This is a genomic window from Streptomyces sp. P9-2B-2 (assembly GCF_030406865.1).
GTDB classification, from domain to species: Bacteria; Actinomycetota; Actinomycetes; order Streptomycetales; family Streptomycetaceae; genus Streptomyces; species Streptomyces platensis.
On sequence record NZ_CP129127.1, the window covers coordinates 40028 to 65177 of the forward strand.

At 69.3% G+C, this 25150-nt stretch carries 20 protein-coding genes and 1 pseudogene; 6 read left to right on the forward strand and 15 right to left on the reverse strand.

The features are described 5' to 3' along the window. Positions 1-341: 341 nt before the first annotated feature. The 3 genes from QT196_RS38730 to QT196_RS38740 form a co-directional block, all read right to left on the reverse strand. Positions 342-2000: a DUF2637 domain-containing protein gene (locus QT196_RS38730; protein ID WP_290356875.1), complete on the reverse strand. Its 1659-nt coding sequence runs from the start codon at positions 1998-2000 to the stop codon at positions 342-344. A gap of 362 nt (positions 2001-2362) precedes the next feature. Further along, complete coding sequence (locus tag QT196_RS38735) at positions 2363-3460, reverse strand: ParB/RepB/Spo0J family partition protein (protein ID WP_290356876.1); 1098 nt, start codon at positions 3458-3460, stop codon at positions 2363-2365. Further along, the gene (locus QT196_RS38740; protein ID WP_290356977.1) at positions 3457-4674 is read right to left on the reverse strand and encodes a ParA family protein; all 1218 of its coding nucleotides are present in this window, start codon (positions 4672-4674) and stop codon (positions 3457-3459) included. The genes QT196_RS38735 and QT196_RS38740 overlap by 4 nt, the downstream gene beginning before the upstream one ends. Positions 4675-5690: 1016 nt before the next feature. Between QT196_RS38740 and QT196_RS38745 the strand changes: the two genes are divergently transcribed. Together QT196_RS38745 and QT196_RS38750 are read left to right on the forward strand one after the other, a co-directional pair. Further along, a complete protein-coding gene (locus QT196_RS38745; RefSeq protein ID WP_290356877.1) occupies positions 5691-5912 on the forward strand; it encodes a hypothetical protein in 222 nt (73 codons plus the stop codon). Between the two features lie 60 nt (positions 5913-5972). Next, positions 5973-7109, forward strand: coding sequence for a winged helix DNA-binding domain-containing protein (locus QT196_RS38750; RefSeq protein WP_246296132.1), 1137 nt, complete (start codon positions 5973-5975; stop codon positions 7107-7109). A gap of 747 nt (positions 7110-7856) precedes the next feature. On the opposite strand, the gene QT196_RS38755 is transcribed toward QT196_RS38750, so the two are convergent. The 3 genes and pseudogenes from QT196_RS38755 to QT196_RS38765 form a co-directional block, all read right to left on the reverse strand. Continuing rightward, positions 7857-8198 (reverse strand): hypothetical protein, encoded by a 342-nt coding sequence (locus QT196_RS38755; RefSeq protein ID WP_290356878.1) that lies wholly within the window; start codon positions 8196-8198, stop codon positions 7857-7859. Between the two features lie 358 nt (positions 8199-8556). After that, positions 8557-8757, reverse strand: a complete 201-nt coding sequence (locus QT196_RS38760; RefSeq protein WP_290356879.1) for a hypothetical protein — start codon at positions 8755-8757, stop codon at positions 8557-8559. Positions 8758-8759: 2 nt separating this feature from the next. Beyond that, positions 8760-8948, reverse strand: a pseudogene (locus tag QT196_RS38765) (transposase); the annotation flags it as partial. 36 nt (positions 8949-8984) lie between these two features. On the opposite strand from QT196_RS38765, the gene QT196_RS38770 reads away from it, so the two are divergent. After that, positions 8985-9614 carry a class I SAM-dependent methyltransferase gene (locus QT196_RS38770; protein WP_290356880.1) on the forward strand — a complete coding sequence of 210 codons (630 nt, stop codon included), beginning with the start codon at positions 8985-8987 and terminating at the stop codon, positions 9612-9614. A 48-nt stretch (positions 9615-9662) separates the two neighbouring features. On the opposite strand, the gene QT196_RS38775 is transcribed toward QT196_RS38770, so the two are convergent. The 8 genes from QT196_RS38775 to QT196_RS38810 form a co-directional block, all read right to left on the reverse strand. Next, positions 9663-10067 carry a hypothetical protein gene (locus QT196_RS38775; RefSeq protein ID WP_290356881.1) on the reverse strand — a complete coding sequence of 135 codons (405 nt, stop codon included), beginning with the start codon at positions 10065-10067 and terminating at the stop codon, positions 9663-9665. Beyond that, entirely contained in the window at positions 10060-12222 is a 2163-nt protein-coding gene (locus QT196_RS38780) for a hypothetical protein (RefSeq protein WP_290356882.1), read from the reverse strand. The genes QT196_RS38775 and QT196_RS38780 overlap by 8 nt, the downstream gene beginning before the upstream one ends. Further along, positions 12219-14024, reverse strand: coding sequence for a hypothetical protein (locus QT196_RS38785; protein WP_290356883.1), 1806 nt, complete (start codon positions 14022-14024; stop codon positions 12219-12221). The genes QT196_RS38780 and QT196_RS38785 overlap by 4 nt, the downstream gene beginning before the upstream one ends. Before the next feature lie 59 nt (positions 14025-14083). Further along, positions 14084-15610, reverse strand: coding sequence for an integrase (locus QT196_RS38790; protein WP_290356884.1), 1527 nt, complete (start codon positions 15608-15610; stop codon positions 14084-14086). A 59-nt stretch (positions 15611-15669) separates the two neighbouring features. After that, the gene (locus QT196_RS38795) at positions 15670-15963 is read right to left on the reverse strand and encodes a hypothetical protein (RefSeq protein ID WP_290356885.1); all 294 of its coding nucleotides are present in this window, start codon (positions 15961-15963) and stop codon (positions 15670-15672) included. Positions 15964-16179: 216 nt separating this feature from the next. Then, positions 16180-16680, reverse strand: a complete 501-nt coding sequence (locus tag QT196_RS38800; protein ID WP_290356886.1) for a Pycsar system effector family protein — start codon at positions 16678-16680, stop codon at positions 16180-16182. A gap of 84 nt (positions 16681-16764) precedes the next feature. Next, on the reverse strand, positions 16765-17352 hold the full coding sequence (locus QT196_RS38805; RefSeq protein ID WP_290356887.1) for a hypothetical protein: 588 nt from the start codon (positions 17350-17352) through the stop codon (positions 16765-16767). A 218-nt stretch (positions 17353-17570) separates the two neighbouring features. Beyond that, complete coding sequence (locus QT196_RS38810; RefSeq protein ID WP_290356888.1) at positions 17571-18413, reverse strand: AAA family ATPase; 843 nt, start codon at positions 18411-18413, stop codon at positions 17571-17573. A 135-nt stretch (positions 18414-18548) separates the two neighbouring features. Here QT196_RS38810 and QT196_RS38815 point away from each other — a divergent pair, with 135 nt between their 5' ends. The 3 genes from QT196_RS38815 (at position 18549) to QT196_RS38825 (ending at position 22223) form a co-directional block, all read left to right on the forward strand. Beyond that, positions 18549-18752, forward strand: coding sequence for a hypothetical protein (locus QT196_RS38815; RefSeq protein WP_290356889.1), 204 nt, complete (start codon positions 18549-18551; stop codon positions 18750-18752). Between the two features lie 196 nt (positions 18753-18948). Continuing rightward, on the forward strand, positions 18949-19425 hold the full coding sequence (locus tag QT196_RS38820; RefSeq protein WP_290356890.1) for a hypothetical protein: 477 nt from the start codon (positions 18949-18951) through the stop codon (positions 19423-19425). Positions 19426-19640: 215 nt separating this feature from the next. Then, complete coding sequence (locus QT196_RS38825) at positions 19641-22223, forward strand: tetratricopeptide repeat protein (RefSeq protein WP_290356891.1); 2583 nt, start codon at positions 19641-19643, stop codon at positions 22221-22223. A gap of 545 nt (positions 22224-22768) precedes the next feature. Here QT196_RS38825 and QT196_RS38830 read toward each other — a convergent pair. Further along, positions 22769-25063 (reverse strand): hypothetical protein, encoded by a 2295-nt coding sequence (locus tag QT196_RS38830; protein ID WP_290356892.1) that lies wholly within the window; start codon positions 25061-25063, stop codon positions 22769-22771. Positions 25064-25150 lie beyond the last annotated feature (87 nt).

The following is a 25150-nucleotide window of genomic DNA, read 5'->3' on the forward strand; positions in this document are numbered from 1 at the left end:
ACTTCGCGGCCGAGCGGAGCTGCGTCGGTGGGTAACTGGGTCGGTTGACCGGCGGGTACATCAGCCTGCGCCATGCGCAGAGCGGGTACCCAGATGCTTACCCTCTTCAAATACCCGCAGGTGCGCCGCAGTGCGAGGTGTAGACATGGAGGTATCCGTGCGCGGGTGCGTGGCCGATCGAGTGGCCGACTCCGATACTTCGGCCATCGGCCATCGGCCGCGGGTGGGTCGGCCATGGCCGATCCGGTGGAAGCTTGTCGGCCAATCGGCCACGGCCCGCTGTCACAGCTGTGGCGTACGCGGGCCGTGGCCGATGCCGTGGGCGTCGACGTGCCGACCGGTCAAGTGCGGTGGGTAACCGACCTCAAGTGCGAGCGGCCCTGCTGTCTCTCGCGAGCGGCCTTGACTTCCTTGGCTGCGGAGACCGCGCGCTGCCCCGTGCGCGCAGCTACACCCAGCCGACGAGCAGCCTCTGCACCGGACAGCGTCTTGCCGACGGCCTCCGCCTCGATCAGCCACTGCACCACCAGCTCGGTCCGCTGCGCCTCGGGATCAACCTCTTGCTGCTGTGGTTGCGGCTTTCGCGCCGTGGCCTCACCGGTGTCCTGCGCGTCGGTCTCCCACCGTTCAGGCTGGCCGGTGGTGTCTGGCACGCGCGCTGGCGGGATCGTCGACGGTCGGGCGGTAGACGCAGCGTCGGCCTGTACGGCCGCGCCTTGTCCGGTGGCCGAGGAGACCGGATGGTGCGCAGGCTGTCCGCCGGTGGCCGATGCTGTGGCCACCGGTTCCGGAAGGGGGCCGGTAGGGGCCGACGCGGCGCTGTTGGCCGATCCGTGGTCGGCCACGCTGCTGTACGTGGGCTGACTGGTACCGGCCGCCTGCCACTGCTCAGGCTCCGGCTTGGGCTCGGGGTCGACCACGTCCATGGCCTTCGGCGCGGCGGGGTGTTCCCGGCGCAGCTCTTGCAGGGCGGGACGGAGCGTGCCTTCGGGGAGCGGGCCGCCTGTCTCTGGGTCGGTGATGCCGATGTCGGCGAGGTGCAGGGCGAATTGCCGGGAGTTGGGGTGGCTGCCGTGCAGCGCGAGGTAGGTGCGGAAGGCGTCGGCGAGATCAGCGGTGCCGACTACCCGCTCGTGCGTCTCCCGCGGGCTGAGGCCTACGGGCGCTGGGCTAGTCTCCTCGCCCCGGCGACCAGCCAGCTCGGCGGTGTCTTCGGATGCGCCGGGCGTGTGCTGGTGGTTATCAGCCGACGCCAGCTCGGCGGGAGCCGGGTCCGCCAGGGCCTCGATCGGAGCCTCGATGCCCGCGGCGGCGAGGCCAGCCGGCGCGGTCTTCACCAGCGGTACCCCGTACCGGGCGAGCCGCAACGGCATCAGGGACTCCACGGGAGCCTTACGACGCCAGCCTCGCCCGAAGCGCGAACGCAGACGTGCCTGGTACACCAGCCGTTCCTGCTCCAGTTTGATCACCGCGTCGTAGGACCGCAGTTCCCACAGCTTCATCCGCCGCCACAACAGGAACGTCGGGACCGGCGACAGCAGCCAGCGCGTGAGGCGCACACCCTCCATGTGCTTGTCCGCCGTGATGTCGGCGATCCGCCCGACGGCGTGCCGGGCGGCCTCCACGGCCACGACGAACAGCAGCGGGATGACCGCGTGCATCCCGACGCCCAGCGCGTCCGGCCAGGCCGCCGCGGCATTGAACGCCACCGTCGCGACAGTCAGCAGCCACGCTGTCTGGCGCAGCAGCGGGAACGGGATTCGGAGCCAGGTGAGGAGCAGATCGAGCGCCAGCAGGACCACGATTCCGGCGTCGATGCCGATCGGGAAGAAGTATGCGAAGTCGCCGAAGCCCTTCTTCTCGGCCAGTTCGCGCACCGCGGTGTACGAGCCGGCGAACCCGATGGCCGCGATTACAGCGGCTCCGGCGATCACGACCGAGATCAGGATGCGGTGGGCCCGCGTAAGGGTCTTTTGCTGCGTTGTCTTCCCCGCGGACACGTGCTGCTGCCCCTCCTGCTGCTGTCTCGTTGTTGAGCGGCTTTCACACTCTCACGTGCATCGTGAGGCGTGTCGGCCCCGGCCCTGGCGATCGTCCAGGGCAATGAATGAAGCGGGCCCGTACTGGGGCCGCCCTTTGAGGTGAGCCACCCAAATTTGGGTGACTGCCCTACGTGCTCGCGAGCGCGGTCTGCGCGGTCTGCACCGACGATGGTTCCGGCAAGACGTGTCGGCCGGGGCCGTAATGTCCCGTCGGCCTGAGCGGGCGGGCGCCAGACCTGCCTCACAACATGGGCCCCAGCAGCTCGTAGCTGCTGGGCCCCACATCGATCCGTCGCCTTGGTCGGTAGCCGCCTGAAGGGCTACCGCGCTACGGGGTACTGCTCCCCCAACAGTTCAAGGAGGCGGTGAATCTCCTGCTCGGGCATCAGCCGTGTCGCAGCGGCAGCAACGGATCGCGCATCTCGCCAGTTGATCGCGTCGATCTCAGAGGGTTCCTCCGCGGATCCACCATCTGCTGCGGCACTACGTGCTGCCGGCACGGGAGCAGCGTCGGACTCCCCTGGTGCCTCGGTGATAACGGCGTTATCACCTGCTGTCCTTGCAACACCGACATGATCGTCGGTGGCTGGAGCGATAACGCCGTTATCACCCTGCGCCGGTACGACCGCCGGACCGGACTCCTTGACGGCTCCACCACCAGCTGGCCCAGGGGCCGGAGCCGTACGGCGGCCGACCGCCTTGCTTGCCGCGGTTTCACGGCGCTCGTCGGCCTTTTCCCTCTGAGCGGCGGGATCGAGGCCTGCCAGGCCCCGGACGTGCTCCACCTTCCGGGCACCTGTCTCAAGATCAGCTTGCAGGGCAGGGTCCAGCTTCAACAGAGACAGGCGCTGTGAGATGAATGCCTGTGTCACACCCAGCCGTTGCGCCGCTTTCCGCTGCGACCCGTAGTGCTCGACAAGCTTCTCCAGAGCAGCGGCCTCCTCCAGGTCGGAGAGGTTCTCCCGCTGGAGGTTGGCGACGAAGGCGGCTTCCAGGAGCTTTTCGTCGGTGGCGACGAAGTCGTCGTTGACGGTGTATTTGATGGTCTCGAAGCCGGCCTCGTGGGCGGCAGCGTGTCGGCGGTGCCCGTCGACGACCACATATTCGGCGCCCGGCTCCAGGTCCTTCGCACGGTCGGGGCGTGTGCGGAGGTAGGCCTCGACGGTTGCGACGGTGATGGCCTGGACCAGGCCGATTTCCTTGAGGGTCGTGACCAGGTCGGTGACGTCGCCGACCTTCTCACGGGGGTTGTCAGGGTTCTCGCTGATGAGCTTCAGCGGAAGCTCCGGGCGGGTGGCTTCCCCGGTTCCCGCGGTAGGTGCCTCGGTGGCAGCGGCGATCGCTTGGCGGCGTGCGCTGACCTGAGAGGCGTGGGAGAACGATGAAGAGACCGCGAGCCGGTCACGTGCGCGGCTCATGCGATCTCCCTCGCCAGGGCCCGCATGTTGGCAGCCTGCTCGCTGGTGGGGGAGTAGGACAGCAAGGGCTGCTTCATGCGCACTGCTTCGCGCTGCTCACGGCGGTCGGGGATCACACCGACGACGCGTGGATCCTTTATGGCCTTCCATTGCTCGAGGGAGGAGGTGGCGATGTATCCGCGGCGGCCGTCGTAGAGGTTGACGATGATGCCGAGGTAGTCGAGCTCGAGCTTCATGTCGGCGCGCAGGTCCTCGATCTGGGTGACGAGGAGGTCGTAGGCGTCGGCGGAGCTGTCTTCTGCCTGGACGACGATGCAGACCCCGGACTTGCCGACGGCTTCGTCTTCGCGGCGGCGGCCGTAGTAGACGGCGGCGTCCATGCTCATGCCGAGGCTGGGCGGGCAGTCGACGATGACAACGTCGTAGTCACCCTCGACGCATTCGAGGGCGCGTTCCAGGGCCGCTTCGCGCATACGGACGCGGGACAGCCGTACGTCGAGCAGGAAGGCGTCGGCGCATGCCGGCAGGAGGTGCAGGCGGCCGCCGAAGCGATCGTCATCGACGGAGACGATCAGTTCGCTGAGGTCGCCCTTGGCTTCGCCGGCCATGTGGTTGGCGAGGCTGTCGCCCTCGATGGGCAGGGGAGCGTGGCCGAGTTGCTTGGTGAGGTGCCCTTGGGGATCGAAGTCGACCAGGAGGACTCGCAGCCCCATGCCCGTGAGGTCTTCCAGTTCGGCGTCGACGCCGGTTTCGGTCATCTGGCGTGCGGTGCGGACCGGGCAGAGCTGGTTGGGATCTTCAGCGAAGGCCTCACCAACGCCGGCGGCGATTGCTGTCTTGCCCACGCCGCCCTTCTGGTTACAGACGACCTTGCGTTGGACGACGGCCGGACGGGCGATTGTGGGGGAGGGGTTGATGTCCAGCCACAGGCGCACAGCCTGTGCCAGGCCTTGGGTGATGGAGACCCCGCGGGCCTTCACTTCCCCGCGGAACTGGTCCCATTGGCCTTCAGGCAGCCACGTCGAGAAGGACTCCGCTCCACTGGTGTCCATGGTCGGAGGGTTGGCCCCGAGTCCGCGCCAGGTGGCGATGCCCTCGGCGACGGCGTCTTGGATGTCGATGCCGAGCTGGGCTGTGCGGACCTTCAGGTCTTGCCGGAGCGCGGCTGTCAGTTTGGATACGACCTTTTCGCGGCCGCCTTGAGGTGACGTCATGGAGAGAACCTTACTAACGTCGTAGATCAATATCTGCATCCAGACGTTAGTGTCTGCCAATTATGCCCGGACGGACCATCACAACAGCGCCCAATCAGGCCTGAAGCACCCAACCCCAACGCCGCCCTCACCCGCGGCACCAAGTCCTACCGCACGCCCATGCCAGGCGACGCCCTGCCTGACAGCTACGAAGGCAAGCGCAAGCTGATGGGTGATAACGCCGTTATCACTCCAGCCATCGGGGCAGCCTGCACCTGCCAAGCACCCGCGGGCCTCTGAGAGCCGGTGACGCTGAGACCGAGACCGACGCGGCAGACACATCCCACCGACGGACAGACAGCCACTGCGTACAGCTGCTGACAGTTGTTGCCGAGGTGATGACGACCTTCCCCAGGCTCTAGCGGAGGCACACACCGCCGCCCCAGAGGCCCAACCTCCCCGCCGTCCTTGCGGCCGCCTTCGGCCGGAATTCCGAAGGCGGCACGGTGGACTCCGCATAGCCGCTCAAGCCCGCAGGCGACCGAGGAGAGAGAACCTCGGTGATAACGCCGTTATCACCAGCAGGCCAACCGCCGCTCAGCCGCAGCGTGAAAGCGGACTCCTGGAGCCGACAGCGAGGTCTACGCGAATGAGGCCAGCTGTGACTGAGTTCTTCAGATGGCCCGTGAGCGGGTGAGTTGGCCCGGCTGAGCGTCGTAGTCGGCCTGTGCGTGTTCAATCGTGGGTAAGTGCGTGTTTCTGATCCATCGCACCAGTTATGCGACATCCCGCGGGTTCGTCCTGGCTTTCATCTCCCGTTGCCGCAGGTCAGCCCGGCAGGCGGGAGCGATGGATCCGCATAGATCATGATGGACCTTCGGGATTCCTGAAGAACCATCATGATCCCTCCATAGACGCACAGGCCGAGGGCGACGGGGTGCCTGGTAAGGCCCCATGCCGAGGAACCGAGGGGCACGGCGAACTCGCGGGATGTTGCACACGGCGGGGGCGATGACGGCAGCCCGCGGATGCCGCTGATGTCGGCTATCACCAAGGACCTGATGCTGCGCGGCTTCGCCACGCTGCACACCCCGGACCAGATCGAGGAGTGGAACGCGCGGTTCGGCCCGTGGCTGCGGGAGGGACGCAACGTGTTCCTGCACACGGTCGTCGAGGGCGGCACCGGTCAGCTCCCGGCGGCGTGCGCCGCCCTGCTCGACCGCACGTACAGCAGCACGATGCTGGTGCGCATGAGCTGAGCGGCATCGCAGTACGGCGGTGGCGTCCCGGGCGCGGTCCGAGGCAGCCACCGTGTTTTCGTGAGTGGACACGAGGAAGGGAATCCCGTCGTGGTGACAGGAGACGTGAAGGTGCTGGACCATCGGGCGCTCAACCGGAGCCTACTGGCCCGGCAGTTGCTGCTGGAGCGGTCCGCGATGCCAGCGGGGCGGGCGGTCGCGCACCTGGTGGGCATGCAGGCACAGGCGCCGAACCCGCCCTACATCGGCCTGTGGACGCGGCTCGCCGGCTTCCGCATCGAGGACCTGGCCTCCCTCGTCAGGAACCGCGAGGTGGTCCGGGTGGGTCTGATGCGCGGCACGATCCACCTGGTCACGGCGGACGACTGCGTCGCACTGCGCCCCGTCCTGCAGGGCGCCCTGCGGCAGGGGCTGAAGGGCGCCTTCGGGCGCAAGCTCGAAGGGCTCGACGTCGAGAAGGTGGCCGAGCTGGGCCGCGAGCTGGTCGAGCGGGAGCCGCTCACGCTGGGCGGCCTGGGCACCCTGCTCGCCGAGCGGTGGCCGGACCGGGACCCCTTCGCCCTCGCCAACGCCGTGCGCAACCTGGTACCGCTCGTGCAGGTGCCGCCGCGCGGGCTGTGGGGCGAGAGCGGGCAGGCCGTGCACACCAGCGCCGAGGCGTGGCTCGGCCGGCCCGTCGCCGGGCTGGCGGCACCGGACCTGATGGTCGAGCGCTACCTGGCGGCCTTCGGGCCGGCCACGGTCAAGGACATCCAGGTCTGGTCCGGCATGACCCGGCTCGCCGACGCGGTGAACCGGCTCCGGCCGCGGCTGGCGGTCTTCCGTGACGAGAACGGCCGCGAACTGCTCGACCTGCCGGAGGCCCCCCGCCCCGACGCGGACACCCCCGCCCCGGTGCGCTTCCTGCCGGAGTTCGACAACATCCTGCTCTCCCACGCCGACCGCGCCCGCATCCTCACCGAGGAGCAGCGCAAGCTCGTCTTCACGCGGAACGGGCTGATCAGGTCGACGTTCCTGGTGGACGGGTTCGTGGCGGGCGTGTGGCGCGTCGAGCAGACGCGCGGTGCCGCCGTCCTCGTCCTGGAGCCCTTCGGTACCCTGCGTGCCGGGGACCGCGCCGCGCTCACCGAGGAGGGCGGCCGGCTGCTCGCGTTCGCCACGGCCTCCGCCGCCTCGCGCGAAGTCCGCTTCGCCTGATGCCCGGCCATGCGCACGGCGTGTGCAACATCCCGCGAGTTCGCCGTGCCCCTCGGTTCCTCGGCATGGGGCCTTACCAGGCACCCCGTCGCCCTCGGCCTGTGCGTCTATGGAGGGATCATGATGGTTCTTCAGGAATCCCGAAGGTCCATCATGATCTATGCGGATCCATCGCTCCCGCCTGCCGGGCTGACCTGCGGCAACGGGAGATGAAAGCCAGGACGAACCCGCGGGATGTCGCATAACTGGTGCGATGGATCAGAAACACGCACTTACCCACGATTGAACACGCACAGGCCGACTACGACGCTCAGCCGGGCCAACTCACCCGCTCACGGGCCATCTGAAGAACTCAGTCACATTACGTCGCAAAGATGCCCTGGCAGCGCCACAGACCCTCACCCGTGGCACTAAACCGCCTGTGCGGAGATCTGACGCCCTGGCAGGCACGTCAAGGTCGGGCCATACCAACCGCTTCGAGTTCGGCCGCGCATGGCGCCGTTCTGGCGGTCACCTTTTGGATGATGAGGACGAAAATTACCGTTTCAGCCACTAGTTGCCCCGCGCGAGTTGGCCCGTGTGCAGCCCCTGTGGGGGGTAGCAGTGCGGGTCGACTCGCCCCGCATCGAGGGCTCGATTCTCTGTGCGTGCACCTAAAACGCACGAAGGCCCGTGCCGCTGCATCGTCCGCAGTGGCACGGGCCTTCGTGGGTCTCAGTGCGCCCAGATCGTCGGCATCCGGTTCGCCTACGCCGTCGCGGCACCCGCCCCTTCGACGGCGGCCGCCAAGAGCACAGCGACGTCGGTCTCGTACGGGTCGTTGTAGGCGGCGTGGTCGCTGACGTCGAACGGCGCGTCCTTCGCGGTGACGGTGAAGCCGGGGATTACGGTGGCTGCCTTGCCCTCCAGCTCGGTGTTGATGCGGCCGGCGTCGCGGGAGGCGAGCCAGGTCTGGGTGTAGGGCCCGAGGCGGAGCAGCGTGTAGCAGGTGCCGTCGCTGCGTCGGGCTTCGACGTGGACGCCGTAGTGAGCGGGGGCCATGGCGACGTCGTCGGGAAGGGGCAGGCCCGCGGCGGCGTGGGTGAGCATGGCGTAGGCCGGCTGCCAGACGCCGAGGATCGCGGCCGTCTCGCAGCGCAGCCAGCCCTTGTCGGTGTAGCCGAGGCGGTGGCCGTGGAGGTAGGCCGCGGCGTGCGGGGTGTCGGGGTGTCGGGGTGGGCCAGGGAGACGGCGATCAGGTCGGGGCCGTGATCGTCGCCGGAACGGGGGCGCGCGCGTTCGATGAACGGGCCGACCCTCACGGCGACGTCTTGGGCGCAGCCGGGCGTCCAGAGCTCTGCGTGGCGCACTGCGGCGAGCATCGCGCGGAACGCGTCGACGACGGCCTGGTCCTCGGCAGATAGGGCGCTGAGGGCGTTGCCGCAGCGGCGGAACATACGACGGATCATCAGGCGGTCTCCTGCTTGGTGTCGGGGCCGGCGGGCGTCTTGAGGACGCGTGGCAGATGGACGTGGAGGTGCTCGACTTCGACCTCGCGGCCGCAGTCCCGGAGCGCTCGGGCCAGGAGCTCCGTAAGGCCGCTGGCGCGGTGCCGGCCGCCTGTTCTCTCGCCTATTTCGAACTGTTGCTTCCGACTGCAATCGATCATGGTGCGGTCTGCCACGGCCCGTACCGCTGAGGCAGGTCGCGCCAAGGAGCCCCAGTCCGCAGCCGCCACAACACACCATTGACCACCTACTGTCGGCGATCACGCCATGGACGGCCCCGCCCGTCCGCCTGCGGCAACAAGGGCTCTATCCGCTCCCACGCCGCGTCCGTCACCTCGCTTTGACCTGCCACAAGACCGATTATTGGACCGGCTATAGGGTCCTCCCTGTGGCGAATCATCAGGACGAGACCAGAGCGGCCTACGACGGAGTCGTTGAGCTGTACGCATCGCTGTTCGCAGACCGGCTGGAGACGCAGCCGTTCGCCCGGGCCATGATCGGCACTTTCGCCGAACTGGTGCGCGCGACGGGCAACCTGCGGGCAGCGGACGTTGGATGCGGGCCCGGACATCTGACGGCCATGCTTCACGAACTGGGCCTGGACGCTTTCGGACTCGACCTTTCCCACGGCATGGTCGACCACGCCCGGCGGGCCCATCCTGCGCTGCGCTTCCAGGAGGCGCGGATGGAGTCCTTGCCGATCGAGGACGGTGTGCTCGGCGGCGTACTGGCCCACTACTCAATGATCCACACCCCACCGGGGGAACTGCCTGAGCTGCTCGCCGAGCAGGTCCGCGTCCTGGCGCCGGGTGGCGTGCTCCTGGTCTCCTTCTTCGGGACCGACGGACCAGAGCCGGTCAAGTTCGACCACAAGGTGGCACCTGCCTACAGCTGGCCGGCGGACCACCTCGCCGAACTGCTGGCCGATGCCGGACTCGTTCCTTTCGCTCGGCTGCTCCACGACCCGGCCTCCGAACGGGGCTTTCTCGACGCCCACCTGCTGGCCCGCCGCCCATAGGTCCATCCGTCCGGCTGGCGGGCTGGCTCCATCCGCTCGTCGCGCGCGTCAGGTGGTGCTGGTGGGCAGGCTCCGGACGGGGCTGCGGCGGGTGGTGTTGTCGGTGCGCCGGTCCAGCTCTGTGCGGAGTTCGTGGATGACCTGGGCATAGACGGCGACGTGCTCGCGGAGCTGGTCGTTGTCCTCTCGCAATGCGTGGGCGGTGGCTTCGGCGTCGACGGCGCGTGCGTGGAGGTGCTGGAAGGCTGGCGGGATGCCGTTCGCCTCGGTCTTTCGGCGGGCGAATTCTTCTTTCAGGTCAACATGCTTGTGCGTCAGGACCCAGCGCTTGACGCCTGCCTCGGCGGCGAGTTGCAGCGTGGTGAGCGCCCCGGTGGACCGGGTCGGCCGGCCGTCGAGCAGCCGCTGGATCGCCGCCGTGATGGCGTCGCGTTCGGTATCGCGGTCAGTCATCGTGGGGTTCTCCGCTGTTGGCGTGGGCGGTGACGATGCGCTCCAGGCGGTCGAGCTCGTGCTGTTCGCGGACGTGTCGGAAGGCGGGAGCCAGCGGATCGTCGACGAGCGGCCGTAGCTGCTCGATCTGGACGTGAACCTGTTCGATGTCGCGATCGGTCCGCGCGATGTTGACGCAGTTCGGGCGGCAGTCGTCGAGGTCGGGGGTGCGGCGGGTGCTGTCCTCCTCGCTGCGGAGGCGGCAGGCTGCCCGCTTCGGGTCGAGGACGCAGGTCATGCCCTTGCCGGGGAAGATCTGCAAGTCGGGGTTGGCGAGCATGGCGTTGGCATGGCGCTTGGTTCGCAGGACTCGGCCGGCGAAGCGGGTGGCGGCCTGGACGCGGTGTCGATAGGTCTCGGCTGCTGGGCCACTGACCAGCTCGCCTTCACGCAGCCTTTGGTGGGCGTCGGCGAGGGTGTCCAGCCGGGCCAGCCAGTCCTCGAACGCCAGGTCGTCGGGGAAGCCCGAGGCATAGTTTCCGGCGTAGCCGAGGGTCATCTGGACGCGCAGGTGCCCGTACTGGATGGCGGCGGCGACCAGGCCCCGCGGCCGGCGGACGATGAACCAGGCCAGAGTGCGGCGCAGGCGCCCGGAGAAAATGACCGGGTGGACCGGGTCGGGCGGGATGCCGTCGCCGCGGCCACGCTCGGTGCAGTAGGTCTCGACCCAGGCCAGGAACTCGGCGAGGTCGTGGTTGATCCGGGTCTCCGACCGGGAGCCGCCGACGCGGCTGCGCAGCATGGCCGCGCCGTCGCGGCCGTCGGTGAACAGCGTCGCCGGGAACAGCCAGGTGCTCGTGTGCAGCCGTTCCAGGACGGCGACGGCGGTGGCGACGACCTCGGTCACGACCCACGGGTCGGCCCGAATCTCGCCCTCGGGCCTCTTGTCCCCGGCATCGTCACGGACGCCTTTCCAGTGTCTTCCGCGTAGGAGGACCAGATCGTGGGCCTGGTCGCGCTCGACGCAGCCGCGTTCGAGGCTGAGGGCTTCGCCTGGCCTCATCCCCGAGAGGTAGCTGATCACGATGAAGCAGGCTGTGCTCAGGTGCCGGGTCAGCGGACCGGCCTCGGTGTAGTCGATGGTCGCGTCGTGCCAGGGCCGGCCGTCCAACCGCCCGGTGACTGGTGCGTCCAGCGGCGCGCCTTCGATGACGGGCAGCCGTGATTCGGCGAAGACGGCGCGGTTGCTGGGGGCGTCCAGCGCGCCGCGGGCTGTGTCGAGCACTTTCGCCAGGTGCGAGAGGTTGACCCGGAGCGTGCCGTCGTTGTCACGGAAGCCGGGAAGCGGGCGTCCCTGCTCGTGGTAGTCGGCCAGCAAGACCCGGAGGTCGTCGGTCAGCGCGCCCTTCGGGCGCCGCGGTGGCGGGATGTCCCGGCCTCTGCGGCTGCGGCCGCTGCGCTCGCTGAGCACGAGGTGTTCGTCGAACGCCGTGGTGATGTCCGCAGCGAAGGTCTCGACGAACCGCAGGGCCCAGCCCAGCAGCGCCGACATCGTCTCGGGGTGGATGCGGGGAGTGCGGTTCTCTTCGCGGATGGCGCGCCGCTGCTGGAGGATGTCCTGGATGCGCTCGCCGCGCCAGGGCGGTGTTTGCGGCAGCCGGTCGGCCTCGGGCAGTAGGTCCCGGTAGGACCACACCCGGTTCACGATCGAGAGCTGGTCTTCGCGCAGGGCGTGGCTGGACTCGGCGGCTTTGACGTGTGCGGCGTAGTCGTCGAGGTCGGCCAAGGACACCTCGCCGAAGCATGTCCGGCCGCGTCCGTGAAGCCAGTCGGTGAACAGCCGGAGGTTGCGGAACGTGGCGGTGATCGTGGGGATCGCCAGCGTGCGCGGGCGGAAGTAGAAGGTGGAGACTCCGGCGCTGGTGTGGTTGAGCAGCAACCAGATGAGCGTCTTGACCGTATGTAGGAATGGTGCGGTGATGGGGCTGAAGTCGATCGAGAACGCGGTGGTGTGGCCCTCGAAGACGGCGGGTGAAAGGCGCCAGCGCTGGTCGGCGAACACCGACAGCGTGCTGGGGTCGGTGCCGGGGCGCAATGGCCGGTTGAGCAGCACGAGCGTGTCTGGCTCGGGCAGTGGAGCAGGAGAGATGGCCGGGGCGGTGTCCAGGCGGCTCATGTCAGGTCGAGTCCTCGGGTAAGGAACCGCTCGACCAGGGCGCGCTGCTCGGCGGTGATCTCGGCGCGGGTCGTGGCGATCGTCGCGGTCGGGAAGGCGGTGAGCAGGTCGGCCAGTTGCGTGACGGGTCCAGCGAAGCGTTCGGCCCAGCGCAGCGGTGTCATCTCCTGCTTGCGGGCCTCCAGTCCTTCGTGGACGGCGACCAGCACCGGCAGGTGCGACGGAGTCGCGCGGGCGCAGGGGCAGGACAGGCAGAGCAGAAAAGAGGCTCGGCAGGGCTCGCCCGCGGGGGTGTGCGGGCTGGCCAGGTGGTCGGTGCAGCCTCCCAGTACGGTGTCCAGCTTCCCGGCCAGCAGCTTCTTCAGGGTGGCCGGGTCCAGGCCGTGGCGCCGGGCGACGTCCTCGGGCGCGTGGCGGGCTTCGGCGACGTCAGCAGCCGTCAGCACCCGCATGACCTGCGCGGCCCTCGCGCCGGCAAGCTGGTCATCCAGTACGGCCGCGACGACCTTCTGATATTCGGCGAGGTTGCCGCGGTTGCGCGCCAGGTACTCGTTCGCCAGCGTCCGCTCCGTGTGCGCGACCGGCTGCTGATGGCGTTCCAGCCAGCTCATCCGCAGCCGCCGACTGTCGACCACCAGCGGCATCGGGAGACCGTCCTCGCCGAGTGCGTCGGTGCGCAGGTCCGCGTCACGGCCCCAGATGGCCAGGATCGACTTGGGCAGGCCGGTTCGAAACCCACGACCCCGGTCAACTCCGTTGGAACAGTGGAAGACCAGGAGCTGGTCCGTACCGATGTGTGCCCGTGCCGGGCCGGCGAGATCGACCAGCAGCGCGTAGACCCCGAACGGTGTGTGCAGGTCGTGCTGCCGGTGGGTGTTGCGGCCCGGGCCGCCGGGCGCGGTGCCGGAGAGCGAGGTCGGCATGTGCGCGCGGTCCCGGCCGCGGCGCGGCTTCACCAGGTCCACCACCGCGGTCGCGGTGGCCCCGGTGTGCCCGTCGGCGCGGTGATGCGTCGCCGAGGCTGTGGAGATCGTGCTGTAGTTCTGCCCGGTCAGGCAGAGCAGCAGCACCCCGGCCGCGCCGATGTCGGAGTAGGTCAGGTGGAGATCCGCCATCAGTTGGCCGGCCCCGAATGGACGGATGCGGTGGTCGGGCTGCCGGCCCCAGCGGGTGTCCTTACGCGGGACGTCGCCCTGCCGGTCCACGTGGTCCAGCAGTTCGCCGTGCTTCCAGGCGCGCGGTTCGGCTTCGTGGTCGATCCGTCCGGCCCGCCAGCGGGCCAGCAGTTCCCGCCCGGCGAGGATCCGGTCGGCGGCTCGCCGGAGCTGGGTGCGCGCGGCGGTGGCGATGCGGTCGAACTCGGCCGTGGTGTAGCTGGCGGCGGGCGTCGAGTTGCGCTCCAGGCCCTTGCGGGCAAGCCGCGCCAGGAAGTCCTGCCCGGCACCGTCAGGTGCGAACCGCAGCACCGAGCGCAACGTCGGTAGCTCCCGATTCAGGTTCGGCGTGCCGAGCCTGGCCAGCATGAAGCTCTCCAGGTGCGCGGCTCGAAGCTGCGCCGGACTGACGGGCGGGCGGTTCAGCGAGGCCAGGTGCTGGGCAAAGCGGCGCAGCAGCCCGAAGGCGCTCGTGGCCGAAGATGTCGTCCGGCGCCGCCCGGCCGGGGCGGTCGACCCTGCGAACGCGGTCGCCATCCACACCACCAGCTCGCGGGCGACAGGGAAGGCGGCGAAGTCGTAGTCGACCGTCGGGCCGCCGCGCTCTGGGAAGAACCGGACCAGGAACTGTCCGCCGTAGAGGAACAAACGCTGCGGCGCTTGGTATCCGGGCCTCGGCAGCACGGCTGGGCGCCCACCAGCGCGGGTCATGACGGCTGTCCGGCGAGGGGATCGGAGAGCACCTGCGGATGCACCGCGAACATCGACGCCATCAGAGCCGACAACGCGACGCCGTGGGCGTGCTCGATCAGCAGCGTGACGTCCAGGTCGCGGAAGGGCTCCAGGTAGATGTCCATCGTGGTGGTCACGTCGGCGTGCCCCAGCAGCGTCTTGACCAGATACCAGGTGTCGCCGAACTGGGCGCGGAAGTCGCGTACCTCCTCGGCGTTCAGGTGCGCGACCTGCCGCTCGTAGAGCAGCCGACCGACCGAGTACCAGCGCAACGCGAAAGAGTGCCGCATCATGTGTGCGCTCGCCTCGAACGAGGTCAGTCCGGCGCGGGCGACCCGCTCGTTGGCAGTGTCGAAGGTGTGCTGCCAGCCGTGTGCCTCGCGCGGCAGGCCGTCCTCGTTCAGCCAAACCGCCAGTGGTTCCAGTCCGGCGGCGGTCCGGCGGAACAGCCGTTTGCGGGCGCTGGGGTCCAGCGAGTCCAGCGACGCGACCAGCTGGTTGCCGTTGGCGTCGCGCATCTCCAGCCGCCGGTGCCGCGACATGCGCTCGACCAACAGCAGCCGCGGCTGCTGCTCGTAGCGGCCGGCACGCTGGGCGCGGCGGACCGCCGCGGCGCGTTCCCCCTCCTCATAGGCCAGTACGTCGGTCAGCACGCTGCGCGGCTTCCAGAACCGGCGGCCGCGTCCGCCCTTGGCGCAGGCCGCCGCCAGTCGGCAGGTGTAGTAGGTGCGGGCCTCGTCGTCGGCGGGGAGCTCCAGGCGCAGGACACTGGCCCACTCGCTCAGCCGCAGCCCTGTGCCGTAGAGCCCGTCGACGAACGCGCAGTCGCGCTGGCTATTGCGCCCGCGCCATCCGTCGATCTCCCGACCGCTCAGGTCCAGCCCGCGCAGCCCGACATCGACCCAGCGGGCGTAGCCGGCCGGGTCCAGCCACTTCACGTCCTTGCCGCGCACGACGTGCGGACCGGCCGCGAACGACTCCGTGCTCGTGCCTGGGGCAGGGCCAGGAACCTGTCGCCGGGCCACCGGATCGCTCACTCCGAACCGGAACCCGGCCCAGCGGTAGAAAGCGCTGATCGCGACCAGGTCGTCCAGGACCGTCCCACCGGCCACGCGCCGGACGTTGGCCTCGTCGGTCATCCGCCAGAACTTGAACCCGGCGATGTCCTCCTCATCGGCGTCGTGCCAGGCCCGGCTGGTCGCGTCGAGGAACCCCAGCCAGACGGCCACCGCGAAGGCGTACTTCCGCCTGGTGCCCGCGCTCGCGTTGCGCATCCGCGCCGAGGCGAAGAACCCGTTGACCTCCGGCACCGACCAGCCGTCGGACCGCAGCAGAACCGGCTGTCCCGGCTGCGTGCCGTGCGCGTGCGCCCATTCCGCCAGCGTCGGCAAGCCTGCCAGCACCGGATCGGTCGCGTACCACGAAACCTCCCGCCGCGGGTCGCACCAATGGACCTGCCAGCGCGCCAACGGACCGACTTCCACCTCAAGTTCATCGATCATCAACGAGTAACCGTACAGCCACCCAAAGTCACTGAATTCCCAGCAACATCCGGTTGTGGCTAGAGACCGCCGGCACATCCGATGGCGATGCGGCGGGGGCCGGCGGGCAGAGTCGCGTAGTCCGCGAGGTTGTTGAGCAGTTCGCGGGCGCCGGGGGTGTTCAGGACGACGCCCTGGACGCGGGGGTTGAGGCCGTCGAGGTCGAGGATGTCGCGGGCTGCGGCCGGATCGCGGAGCCGGTCGCGGACATCTTCGATCCGGACGGCGGCGGGTGGGACGGGGGAGCCGTCGGGGCCGGTGGGCAGGTGCAGGTAGCCGAAGGAGGTCAGGTGGATCGGGTGGGTCGGGCGCATGAAGGGCGCCTCCATTTCGCTGATGGGGAGCAGGGCGGGGGAGCAGCGCGACCGGCCGGGTAGGTCGGGCGCGGCGCTCCAGGTGGTGCTGCTGGTGGGTTGAGGCGCGAGTGGCGTAGGAGGCGCTCAGGCCGGCCTGTCAGTGGCTGTCGGTCAGGCGCGAAGACCTGGGGGACATCCTTGGCCGGACGTCAGGGCCGGGTGTGGCTGGTCGGGCTACAGGGCGGCGAGGGCCAAGGAGGCCGGCGCTGCGGCGGCCGCGAGCACGAGGAGTGCCAGGGCGGTACGGAGGAGGTCGACCGCCTTGGTGAGGGCCGTGAACTTGGCGACACCCAAGGCCGACAGAACCTTGACGTTGGCGAGGCGGTGATCCTGGGCCATCACCTCGCGGATTTCGTCGTGCGTGAGCTGCGCGAGGTGCGGGAAGCTGCCGGGCGCAGGGGTGAGGGCGGGGCCGGCTCCGCTGAGGCGAGGACGGACCACCCGCAGGAGTAAGTCCGCGGCCACGGCGAGGACGAGGGCGGCCAGGCCGCCGATGACCTTGGTGGCGAGGGGCAGCGGCTTGTCGACGAGGCTGGCGATACCGGCCAGGGCGGCGCCGTCGAAGGCCAGCAGCAGGCTTGCCTTGGAGTCTGTGCGGCTGATCTGGGCGTTCACCGATGCGAGCGTGGCGTCCAGGTTCTTGTCGATGTCGGGGTTGGGTGCCGTGATGGTCATGCGCAGGGTTCCCCAGTCGTGAGCGTGGGCGGCTGCACCGTTGGGGTGCGGCCGCCCACCTGTCTGTGTCGGTTCGTTGGTGCGTCAGAACGGCGGTTCGGCGGCACGCAGGTGCTTGGCCGGGGGAGCGATGTAGGTGGAGGGGGCGGCGGGAGTGCCCTCATATGGGGTGTGGTCCTCACAGCAGGGGCAGGGCGGGTCGTCCAGGCCCTGGCGGCCGAGATTGCCGCTGCCGCCGCATGCGACACAGCAGCCGTCTGCGGCGGGGTCCAGCGCCCAGTTGTGCCCGCAGCGGCGGCAGCGGGCACAGGGGGCGCTGTCGTCGGTGTGGGGGATGGGCAGGTCGTAGTCCTCGACGTCGGCGATCTGACAGCTGGGGCAGAAGCGGGGCGCCGGGCCGGGCGGTACGGGGCCGTCCAGGAGGGCGATGATGTGGGCGCCCAGGTCCCACGCCTCCGCGCTCTCGCGGATGTCCAGGCGGGAGATCCTCGCCTGGATCTCGATGCTCTGGCGCCGGAAGACATTGACGGCGAGCTGCAGCTGCTCCACCTCCTGGGCGGCGATGTCGGCTCGGCGTTTCTCGGCGACGGACCGGTCATGGAGTTCGTGGATCGAGCGGTAGAGCCGACGGAGCTGCTGGCGGAGCTGGGGCCTACGGATGATGAGGAACATGGTGGGGCCCTTCAGGTGGTGATCTGGTCAACGAGGCTGCTGAGCACAGCGAGGCCGTGGTGGATGGAGCGGGTCAGGCCGGTGAAGGAGAGCAAGCCGCCGAAGGAAGCTGAATCCAGCGGCGACGAGCGGGCGGCCGCTGCGCAGCGATTGGCCGCGGATGAGCGGGATGACGACGAGGCCGGGAGCGTGATGGCGCTGACGGACAGGACTATTGCTCAGCCCTCCGCGTCGTCGGCGCCATAGCCGTCGCAGCTGCACCAGGGCTCGTCGGCCGGCAGGTTGCCGTGGTAGACGGTCAGCAGGTCCGCGGCGCTGGTGACTCGGACCCAGGCCGGTCCGGGGCAGCCGTCCGGGCAGGCGGTTCGGGCCTGCCAGTGGTGGTCGTACGGGTCGCCCTCGTCATACCAGCGCACCACCAGTTCCTGTCCGGCCACCGCGAAGATGCCCGTGTCGAAGCCGGCGCCGGGGTCGGGGTCGGGGTGCCAGGTGAAGACGTCGGCCAGGTCCTCTCCGAAGGCCGCCCGGACGGAGGCGAACGGTTCGGGCTGGGCCTGTGCGGACCGCCGCAGCAGCACGCCCATCAGGTCCAGCTCGTCTGCGTAGTACGCCGCGGCGAACCCCTCGTCGTCCTGCAGCTGCTGCACGGTCGGCACACTTGCGTGCTGCCAGGCAACCGTCGGGTCGGGGACCTGCCGGGTGGCCGACCGGCCCCGCTGCCGGTCCTGGCAGGTCTCCAGCGGAGTGCGGCACACAATCGCCACGGCCTTCATGCGGTGGTCGCGGGCCCGGCGGGCCAGCGCCATGCGGTGAATGCGTTCCACGGACGTGGCGTCGATGACGACTGGGAGCTGGCGCCGCAGCCGGGCGTCGAGGGCCGGGTCGAACACCGCTAGGGCGTCGGGGGTGCTGGCCTGGTCGCCGCCGTCGCCGGCGACGAGCTCGCGGAAGGCGTCGAGTTCGAAGCGCCATCCGCGAGGAAACGACCTGGCGATGGTGGACTTGCCGGAGCCGCTCGGGCCGATTAGGGCTACGAGGGCGGGCTGGTGCTGGGTGAACACGGGTCTCCTCAGTGCTTGATGGTGCGCTTGTCGGCCCTGAGCGGGTCAGGGCTGGAGTGCTGCGCCGGTGGCCCACAGGGCGGTCAGGCCGGCGGTGGTGAGGGTGAGCCAGGCGAGGGCGCCGGCCCACAGGCGGTGGCCCATGCCGTCGGGGTCGCGGAGGTCGGCGTAGGTGTCGGCGAGGCGGGCGTGGAGGGTGGTCAGCCATCCGAGGTCGGCGTACCAGCGGCCGCGGCGGTCGACTTCTCCGTCTTTCTCGCCGTCCGGGTGGTGTCGGCCGTGGATCTGGTCGCGGTGGCTGGCGCCTTCGGCTTTGAGTTCGGCGGGGGTTACTGGTGAAGGGGCAGTATTCCGATCCTGCGCTATTCCCCTTGTCGGCCTACTGGCAAAGCGTCTTCATGTCGTCGGATTTCTCCTCGGGTGGGGGCGGGTAACCGGTTGATGTTGCCCGTCCTGCACTTGTGCTCCGTGCGGGTCGGTACGCTCTGCTGTGGAGCTCTGTTCGTCATGTGCGGTGCGGATCACGGGGGTTGGAATGCTGGATCAAGCATTGGTTGCTCTTGCTTCGGCCGGCGGGGCAGCGGTGGCCACGGCCGCTGGGACGGATATCTGGACGGCTTTCCGGGAACGGATGGCCCGCGTCTTCGGCCAGGACGGCTCACCGGGAAGCCGCATTGCTCTGGAACGTCTGGATCGGTCGGCGGCGGACCTGGACAGTGTCGGCGCCCAGGAGACCGAACGGATACGTGCCGATATGGCGGCCTCCTGGCAGACCCGCCTTCAGGACTGGCTGGAGACTTTGGACGAGGCCGAACGGGCGGAAGCGACCGGTCGGTTGCGCGAGCTGGTGGCCCTGGCAGGCCAGGCCCCTGCTGGAGTCTCGGCCGGGGACGGGGGACTGGCTGTCGGTGGGGACACGAGCATCCGGGCCGATCACGGGTCCGCAGCTGCCGGGGTGATGGGTGACGTGAGCCTGGGAAACCCTTCGCGGCCGGGTCCGGATCGGAGCTGACCGCACCCGGCGCTGAGCAAAGCCCGCGTGTCATTGCAGAGACATCGATCCTGGCCCAGTACGGTTCCGTCGCCGCTCAGTACCTGCGCATCGAGCATTTGGCGCTTCCTGCCGCGCCGCGGACGGCTTTGTCCTGGCCGCACCAGGTGGGGGCGATCCCGGGCCAGGCGGAGTGCTTCCAGCACCGTGGGGCGCTCACTGCTCTGGATTCCGCGATGTTCGCCAGCGGAACAGTAGTACTGGCCGGGGCCGCCGGCACCGGTAAGACACAACTCGCTGCTCGCTACGCCCGCACGGTTCAGCAGGCCAGGATGGTGGACCTGCTGGTATGGGTCACCGCCTCCAGCCGGGAAGCGATCGTCACGGGATATGCGCAAACCGGCACCGACGTTACCGGGGCGGACCCGGGCGATCCCGCACAGGCTGCCACCCGTTTCCTGACCTGGACCCAAACCACCGATCGCAGGTGGCTGATCGTGCTGGACGACCTTGCCGACCCCGCCGACCTGCAAGGCCTATGGCCCGTCGCCCAGCCCGGGTGCCGGGTGCTGATCACCACCCGGCGCCGTGACGCCGCTCTCTTTGGCCAAAAGCGCCGCCGCGTCGATGTCGGCCTGTTCACCCCCGCCGAAGCCACGGGCTACCTCGCCGCGAAACTCGCCGCCCAAGACCGCTCGGACCATCCCGACCAAATCGCGGGGCTCGCCGCGGATCTGGGTCACCTACCCTTGGCGCTGTCCCAGGCTGCCGCTTACCTTCTCGACCTCCATTTGGATTGCGCCGGCTACCGCACGCGGTTGGCCGACCGCCGTCGGGCACTGGCCGATCTGGCTCCTGAGAACAGCGGACTGCCCGATGATCAGCGAGCCACCGTGGCCGCGTCCTGGTCGCTCTCCACCGAGCACGCCGACCGCCTTCGGCCGAGGGGCCTGGCACGCCCTCTGCTACAACTCGCCAGCATGTTGGATCCCAACGGCATTCCCGCCACCGTCCTCACCAGTCCTCCCGCGCTGGCCTATCTGACCGGACACCGCACGCTTTGGGAGAGCGCCGACGCCCTGGATGGGCACTCGCTTGCGGCCAGTGCGGAGGATGCGGCAGACGCGCTGCGGTGCCTACACAGGCTCAGCCTGGTCGACCACACGCCCAACACCCCCCACCAGGCGCTGCGCGTCCACAACCTCGTCCAGCGTGCCACCCGAGAGGCCCTCCCTCGCGACCAGCACGATGCCGTTGCCCGCAGCTGTGCCGCCGCGCTCTACAGCGCTTGGCCGCAGATCGAGCGCGATACCTCTCTCTCCCACACCCTGCGTGCCAATGTTGACGCCTTGACCGGTCACGCCCCAGGTGTGCTGTGGCAGCCAGAGGGCCATCCAGTTCTCTTCCGTACCGGGGACAGCCTCACGGCAAGCGGTCTCGTCGACGCCACGCACGCCTACTGGGAGGGGTTGCTCAGTTCCTCCCGTCATCATCTTGGTCCTGATCATCCCCAGACCCTGGACATCCGTCAGCGCCTTGCCAACGCACAGGCGGATTCAGGGGACGTGGGTGGAGCCATCAGCGCGGCCTTCGAACTACTGGATGACAAAGTGCGGGTGCTCGGTCCCGATCACCGCGCCACTCTGGCCACCCGGATGACCCTCGCCTCTTGGCGAGGGGAATCGGGGGACGCGGCGGGGGCGTTCACGGCGCTTGGTGAGCTACTGGAGGTCCTTTTGCGGGTGCTCGGTCCCGATCACCGCGCCACTCTGGCCACCCGGGTCGTCCTCGCCCGGTGGCGGGGGGAGTCAGGGGATGCTGACGGGGCGGTCAGCGCCTTCGCCGAGGTGTTGGCGGACTCTCTGCGGGTACTGGGCGCCGACCACCCCGACATTTTGACCGCTCGTCAGCACCTCGCCCGATGGCAGGGGGAATCAGGGAATGAGGACGGGGCCGTCAGCCTCTTTACTGACCTGGTGGAGGACTTGCTGCGGGTATTGGGGCCGGACCACCCGAGCACCCTGGCTGCCCGGGCCAACCTTGCCTATTGGCGGGGGCAAACTGGGGACCTGGACGGGTCCGTCACCGCCTACACCGAAGTGCTGGAGGACTTTCTGCGGGTACTGGGGCCCGACCATCCGAGCACCCTGTCTGCCCGGGCCAACCTTGCACATAGGCGGTGGGAAGCTGGGGACGTGGACGGGTCCGTCACCGCCTACACCGAAGTGCTGGACCACTCTCTGCGGGTACTGGGACCCGACCACCCCAACATTCTGACCTACCGCAGCATGCTGGCTCATTGGCAGAGGGAATCGGACGCAGAAGGGGCCCTCGCCGCCCTCACCCACCTGGTGGACGACATGCTGCGGGTACTCGGGCCCGACGATGTGAGAACCCTGGAGGTCCGGTCCTCCCTCGGCCGATGGCAGGGGGAATCGGGGGACGTGGACGGGGCCGTTATCACCTACACCGTCCTTGTGGACGGCTTTCTACGGGTAGTAGGGCCCGACGATGTGAGAACCCTGGAGGCCCGGGCCGCGCTCGGTCGATATCAGTTGGAATCGGGGGACGCGGACGAGGCGGTCATCACTCTCATCGAACATGTGGACGCCCTGCTGCGGGTACTGGGGCCCGACGATGTGAGAACCCTGGAGGCCCGGACCACCCTCGGCCTTGTGCAGGTGCATTGGGGGGGCTCGGACGAGGCGGTCATCGCTTTCACCGAACTTGTGGACGACCTGCTGCGGGTACTAGGTCCCGATCACCCCCTAACTCTAGAAGCGCAAATGATCCTCGCCCAATGGCGAGCGTCCGAATAGCAGTGGTGACCAGCAAGCCGCGTACGAGTCATTCTTGCCCCTTGCTTGCAGCCGATGCGCTTTCCCATTTTCGGCAGAGGGGGCTGGTGGTGCGGCAGACGGGGCAGCGGTAGAGGTACCGGCGCATGATCGTTTTCTCCTGGGCGGGGACGAGCTGGCCCTCCGCGGCGGTGCCGGGAGGGCCAGGAGGTGTGGGTGGATGGGGCGTTGGTGGGTGAGGTCGAAGGGCGAGGCCCCTCTCGGGTTCAGTGCCGAAAGTGACGCTGGGTAGTCCTACGGGGCGGGGGAGTGCCTGATGCAGCCGCGGGTGGCCCAGACTGAGCCGGTGTTGAGCCACCAGGGACCTTGTCGGTGCTGAAGGGCGGGCATTCCGGCCTGTTGCCGGGGTTTGGCTGTTGGCCCGCTCTACCCGCTCGATTGCTGGTCAGCGGCCTGTTGCACCAGCTCGCGTGGTGCTCGGGCCCCGCTCGGGCCCGCTCGGCCGGTGGGCCTTTGAGCGGGGCCGGAGCGGGCGCTGAGCGCCCTGAGAGCGGGGTTTGAGCGGGTCAGGCGGCGCTGTCCTCGACGCTGAGGGCGTCTTCGAGCGCGGGGCGCTTGTAACCCTTCGCATTCTTGAGGTTGTCGACTGCGCCGATGCTGACGACGTTGCCGCAGCCGGCTTTGCGCAGGAGTGCGCCGAGCTGGGTCTTGTCGATGTCCTCGAATTCGCCGTCGTCGCCGATGGCTGCGGCGAGGGTTTCGACGCGGGCGCGGTCGGTGTCCATCTCGTCGAGGGCGGCGAGGCAGGCGCGGACGGCGCGGACTTCGCGGGGTTCGGTGATGCGGGGTTGCCCGGCGGCGTCGCCGGTGAGGGTGCCGGCCTGTTCGCGCATCTGACGGGCGCGCTGGCAGACCTTGGCGAAGTCGGGGAGGCGCAGGAAGTCGGCGCTGAGGATTTCCCAGCGGTGGCCGGTGGCGGCGACGACGACGCCGACGTGGTCTTCGGTGAGGACCGAGGCGTCGGCTCCGGCGTCGGAGGCGAGGTCTCCCAGGCTCATGCGGCTGGAGCGGGAGTCCAGGCAGCGTACGGAGACGCGTACGCCGAAGAGGTCCCGGAAGCCGGTGGGGACTTCTTCGCCGTCGGGGCGCTGGGTGCCGACGACGAGGAAGACGCCGGCGGCCGGTCCGGCCCGCAGCAGGTTCTTGAGCTTCTCCAGGGCTCGTTCGCGGCGCTTGGGTGGCAGGGCGAGCAGGTAGAGCTGGAGTTCGTCGATGACGGCCAGCAGGACGGGCAGGCCGTGCTTGCGGGCGAGTTCGGGGGTCAGGCGCCCGTCGGGGACCAGGTGCACGTCGACGGTCTTGAGGTCGGCGTAGCGGGTGTTCATGTCCTCGACGAGTTCTTCGAGGAGGTCCTCGAAGGCGGTCAGGCCGGCTTCGTTGGTGCCTTCGGTGAAGCGGTGCGCGACCGAGGCGACTGACTCCCAGTCCGTGCCTCCTTTGCCGTTGGCGAGGTAGAGCCGCACTCCGGGGTCCAGCAGGCCGGCGGCGACGTCCAGGCGCATCGCGGCGGTCTTGCCGAACCGCATGATCCCCGAATAGAAGTGGCTGGTGAAGCCGCCTGCGAACTCGGTGGGAATGGTCTTGGCTTCGCCCAGGACGGTCTGGCCGAGCGGGGTGCCGGCCCAGAAGTCCCAGCTCTCGGCGGTGGCGAGGGGGCTGGTGGCGTGGCCGACGGCCAGGTAGGGGTCCTTCTCGGCTTCCCACACGTGCATCCGGCGTCCGTGCCCTCCGTCCGAGGCTGGTACTTCGCGGATGATCAGCTGCATCGGTGGGATGCCGAGTTCACCGGCGATTACTTCGGTTTTGCCGATGACGTCCTTGACCAGCTTTCCTCCGCCCTTGGGGAGGTCGGCGGTCATGGTGTAGCCGTTGCCGACGCTGTAGTCCGGCCCGTCGAGCACCTCGATGCCCTTGGTGTTCTTGGAGTTCAGCAGACCGGCCGCCGTGAGAGCGGCGTTGAGGCGGATGACCTCCTCCGGCAGCACCTCGCCCTCCGCCTCAGGAGCCGTGGCCGTGGCGGTCTCGCCGGTGGCCTTGGGCAGCGGCTCCAGTTCGCGGGGGCCGACCAGGTCGGCGGGCAGGGCCCGCTGCGTCAGCGCCAGCGGGTGACGCCCCAGCCACCAGGCGGCGCCGGCCAGGACCGGCACCGCCACCAGACCGGCCAGCGGGGCTGCCAGGACGACGCCGAGGGTGGTTGCCCCGGCGGGCAGCAGCACCCCCACGAACCTGCCCAACGCACGGACGGAGCGGTACCGGCGGACCTGGTCACCGGTGGGCTGGGCTCCTGCGACGTCGAACGGGATCTTCGTCAGGGCGGATCCGGCGGTGCGGCGCAGCTTCAGCTCGGTGCCGACGTCCTTGAGCCGGCGGCCTTCTTCGGCGGTCAGGCCGAAGTCGACGGCGTCCCGGGTGATCTTCTGGGCCTTCTTGCCCAGGCGGTTGATGTCGGCGGTGATGTCCTCGCGCTGTTCGATGTAGGTGTCGAGGTAGCGCTTGACCAGGCGGCGCCGGATCTCCTCATCCGACATGTAACCCAGGGTCGTCCAGTGGCTGATGGCAGCCCAGGCGTGCCCCAGGCCGGGACGGGTGTGGCCGGCAACGGCGCGCAGCACAGTGGCCGCGTGGAGGGCGGTGCGACGCGCGGTGGACGGTCCCTGACCGGTGGTGTCGGCGGGCTGCTCCTGGTCCTCGTTGGAGTGGGGTCCGGGCTCCTGGTCGTCGACGATTTCAGCCCAGACGAATTCGCCCTCGTACGGGGCGATGTCGCCCCTGGGGGAGTGGTGGTCGTGGGTGGTGCTCACGGTGTCCTCCGTCGATGCGGCGTGTGTTCGGGCTGAGGCGGCCCGCCACACCCTCAGCTGGTGGGTGTGGGGGACCGTCCCGGCCCG

Bases quoted from the DNA above. Each gene is read 5' to 3' on its own strand.
- QT196_RS38735 (WP_290356876.1), bottom strand. From the start codon at position 3,460: ATGAGCCGCGCACGTGACCGGCTCGCGGTCTCTTCATCGTTCTCCCAC.
- QT196_RS38740 (WP_290356977.1), bottom strand. From the start codon at position 4,674: ATGACGTCACCTCAAGGCGGCCGCGAAAAGGTCGTATCCAAACTGACA.
- QT196_RS38745 (WP_290356877.1), top strand. From the start codon at position 5,691: ATGTCGGCTATCACCAAGGACCTGATGCTGCGCGGCTTCGCCACGCTG.
- QT196_RS38755 (WP_290356878.1), bottom strand. From the start codon at position 8,198: ATGCTCACCCACGCCGCCGCGGGCCTGCCCCTTCCCGACGACGTCGCC.
- QT196_RS38760 (WP_290356879.1), bottom strand. From the start codon at position 8,757: ATGATCGATTGCAGTCGGAAGCAACAGTTCGAAATAGGCGAGAGAACA.
- QT196_RS38775 (WP_290356881.1), bottom strand. From the start codon at position 10,067: ATGACTGACCGCGATACCGAACGCGACGCCATCACGGCGGCGATCCAG.
- QT196_RS38780 (WP_290356882.1), bottom strand. From the start codon at position 12,222: ATGAGCCGCCTGGACACCGCCCCGGCCATCTCTCCTGCTCCACTGCCC.
- QT196_RS38790 (WP_290356884.1), bottom strand. From the start codon at position 15,610: ATGATCGATGAACTTGAGGTGGAAGTCGGTCCGTTGGCGCGCTGGCAG.
- QT196_RS38795 (WP_290356885.1), bottom strand. From the start codon at position 15,963: ATGCGCCCGACCCACCCGATCCACCTGACCTCCTTCGGCTACCTGCAC.
- QT196_RS38800 (WP_290356886.1), bottom strand. From the start codon at position 16,680: ATGACCATCACGGCACCCAACCCCGACATCGACAAGAACCTGGACGCC.
- QT196_RS38805 (WP_290356887.1), bottom strand. From the start codon at position 17,352: ATGTTCCTCATCATCCGTAGGCCCCAGCTCCGCCAGCAGCTCCGTCGG.
- QT196_RS38820 (WP_290356890.1), top strand. From the start codon at position 18,949: ATGCTGGATCAAGCATTGGTTGCTCTTGCTTCGGCCGGCGGGGCAGCG.
- QT196_RS38825 (WP_290356891.1), top strand. From the start codon at position 19,641: ATGTTCGCCAGCGGAACAGTAGTACTGGCCGGGGCCGCCGGCACCGGT.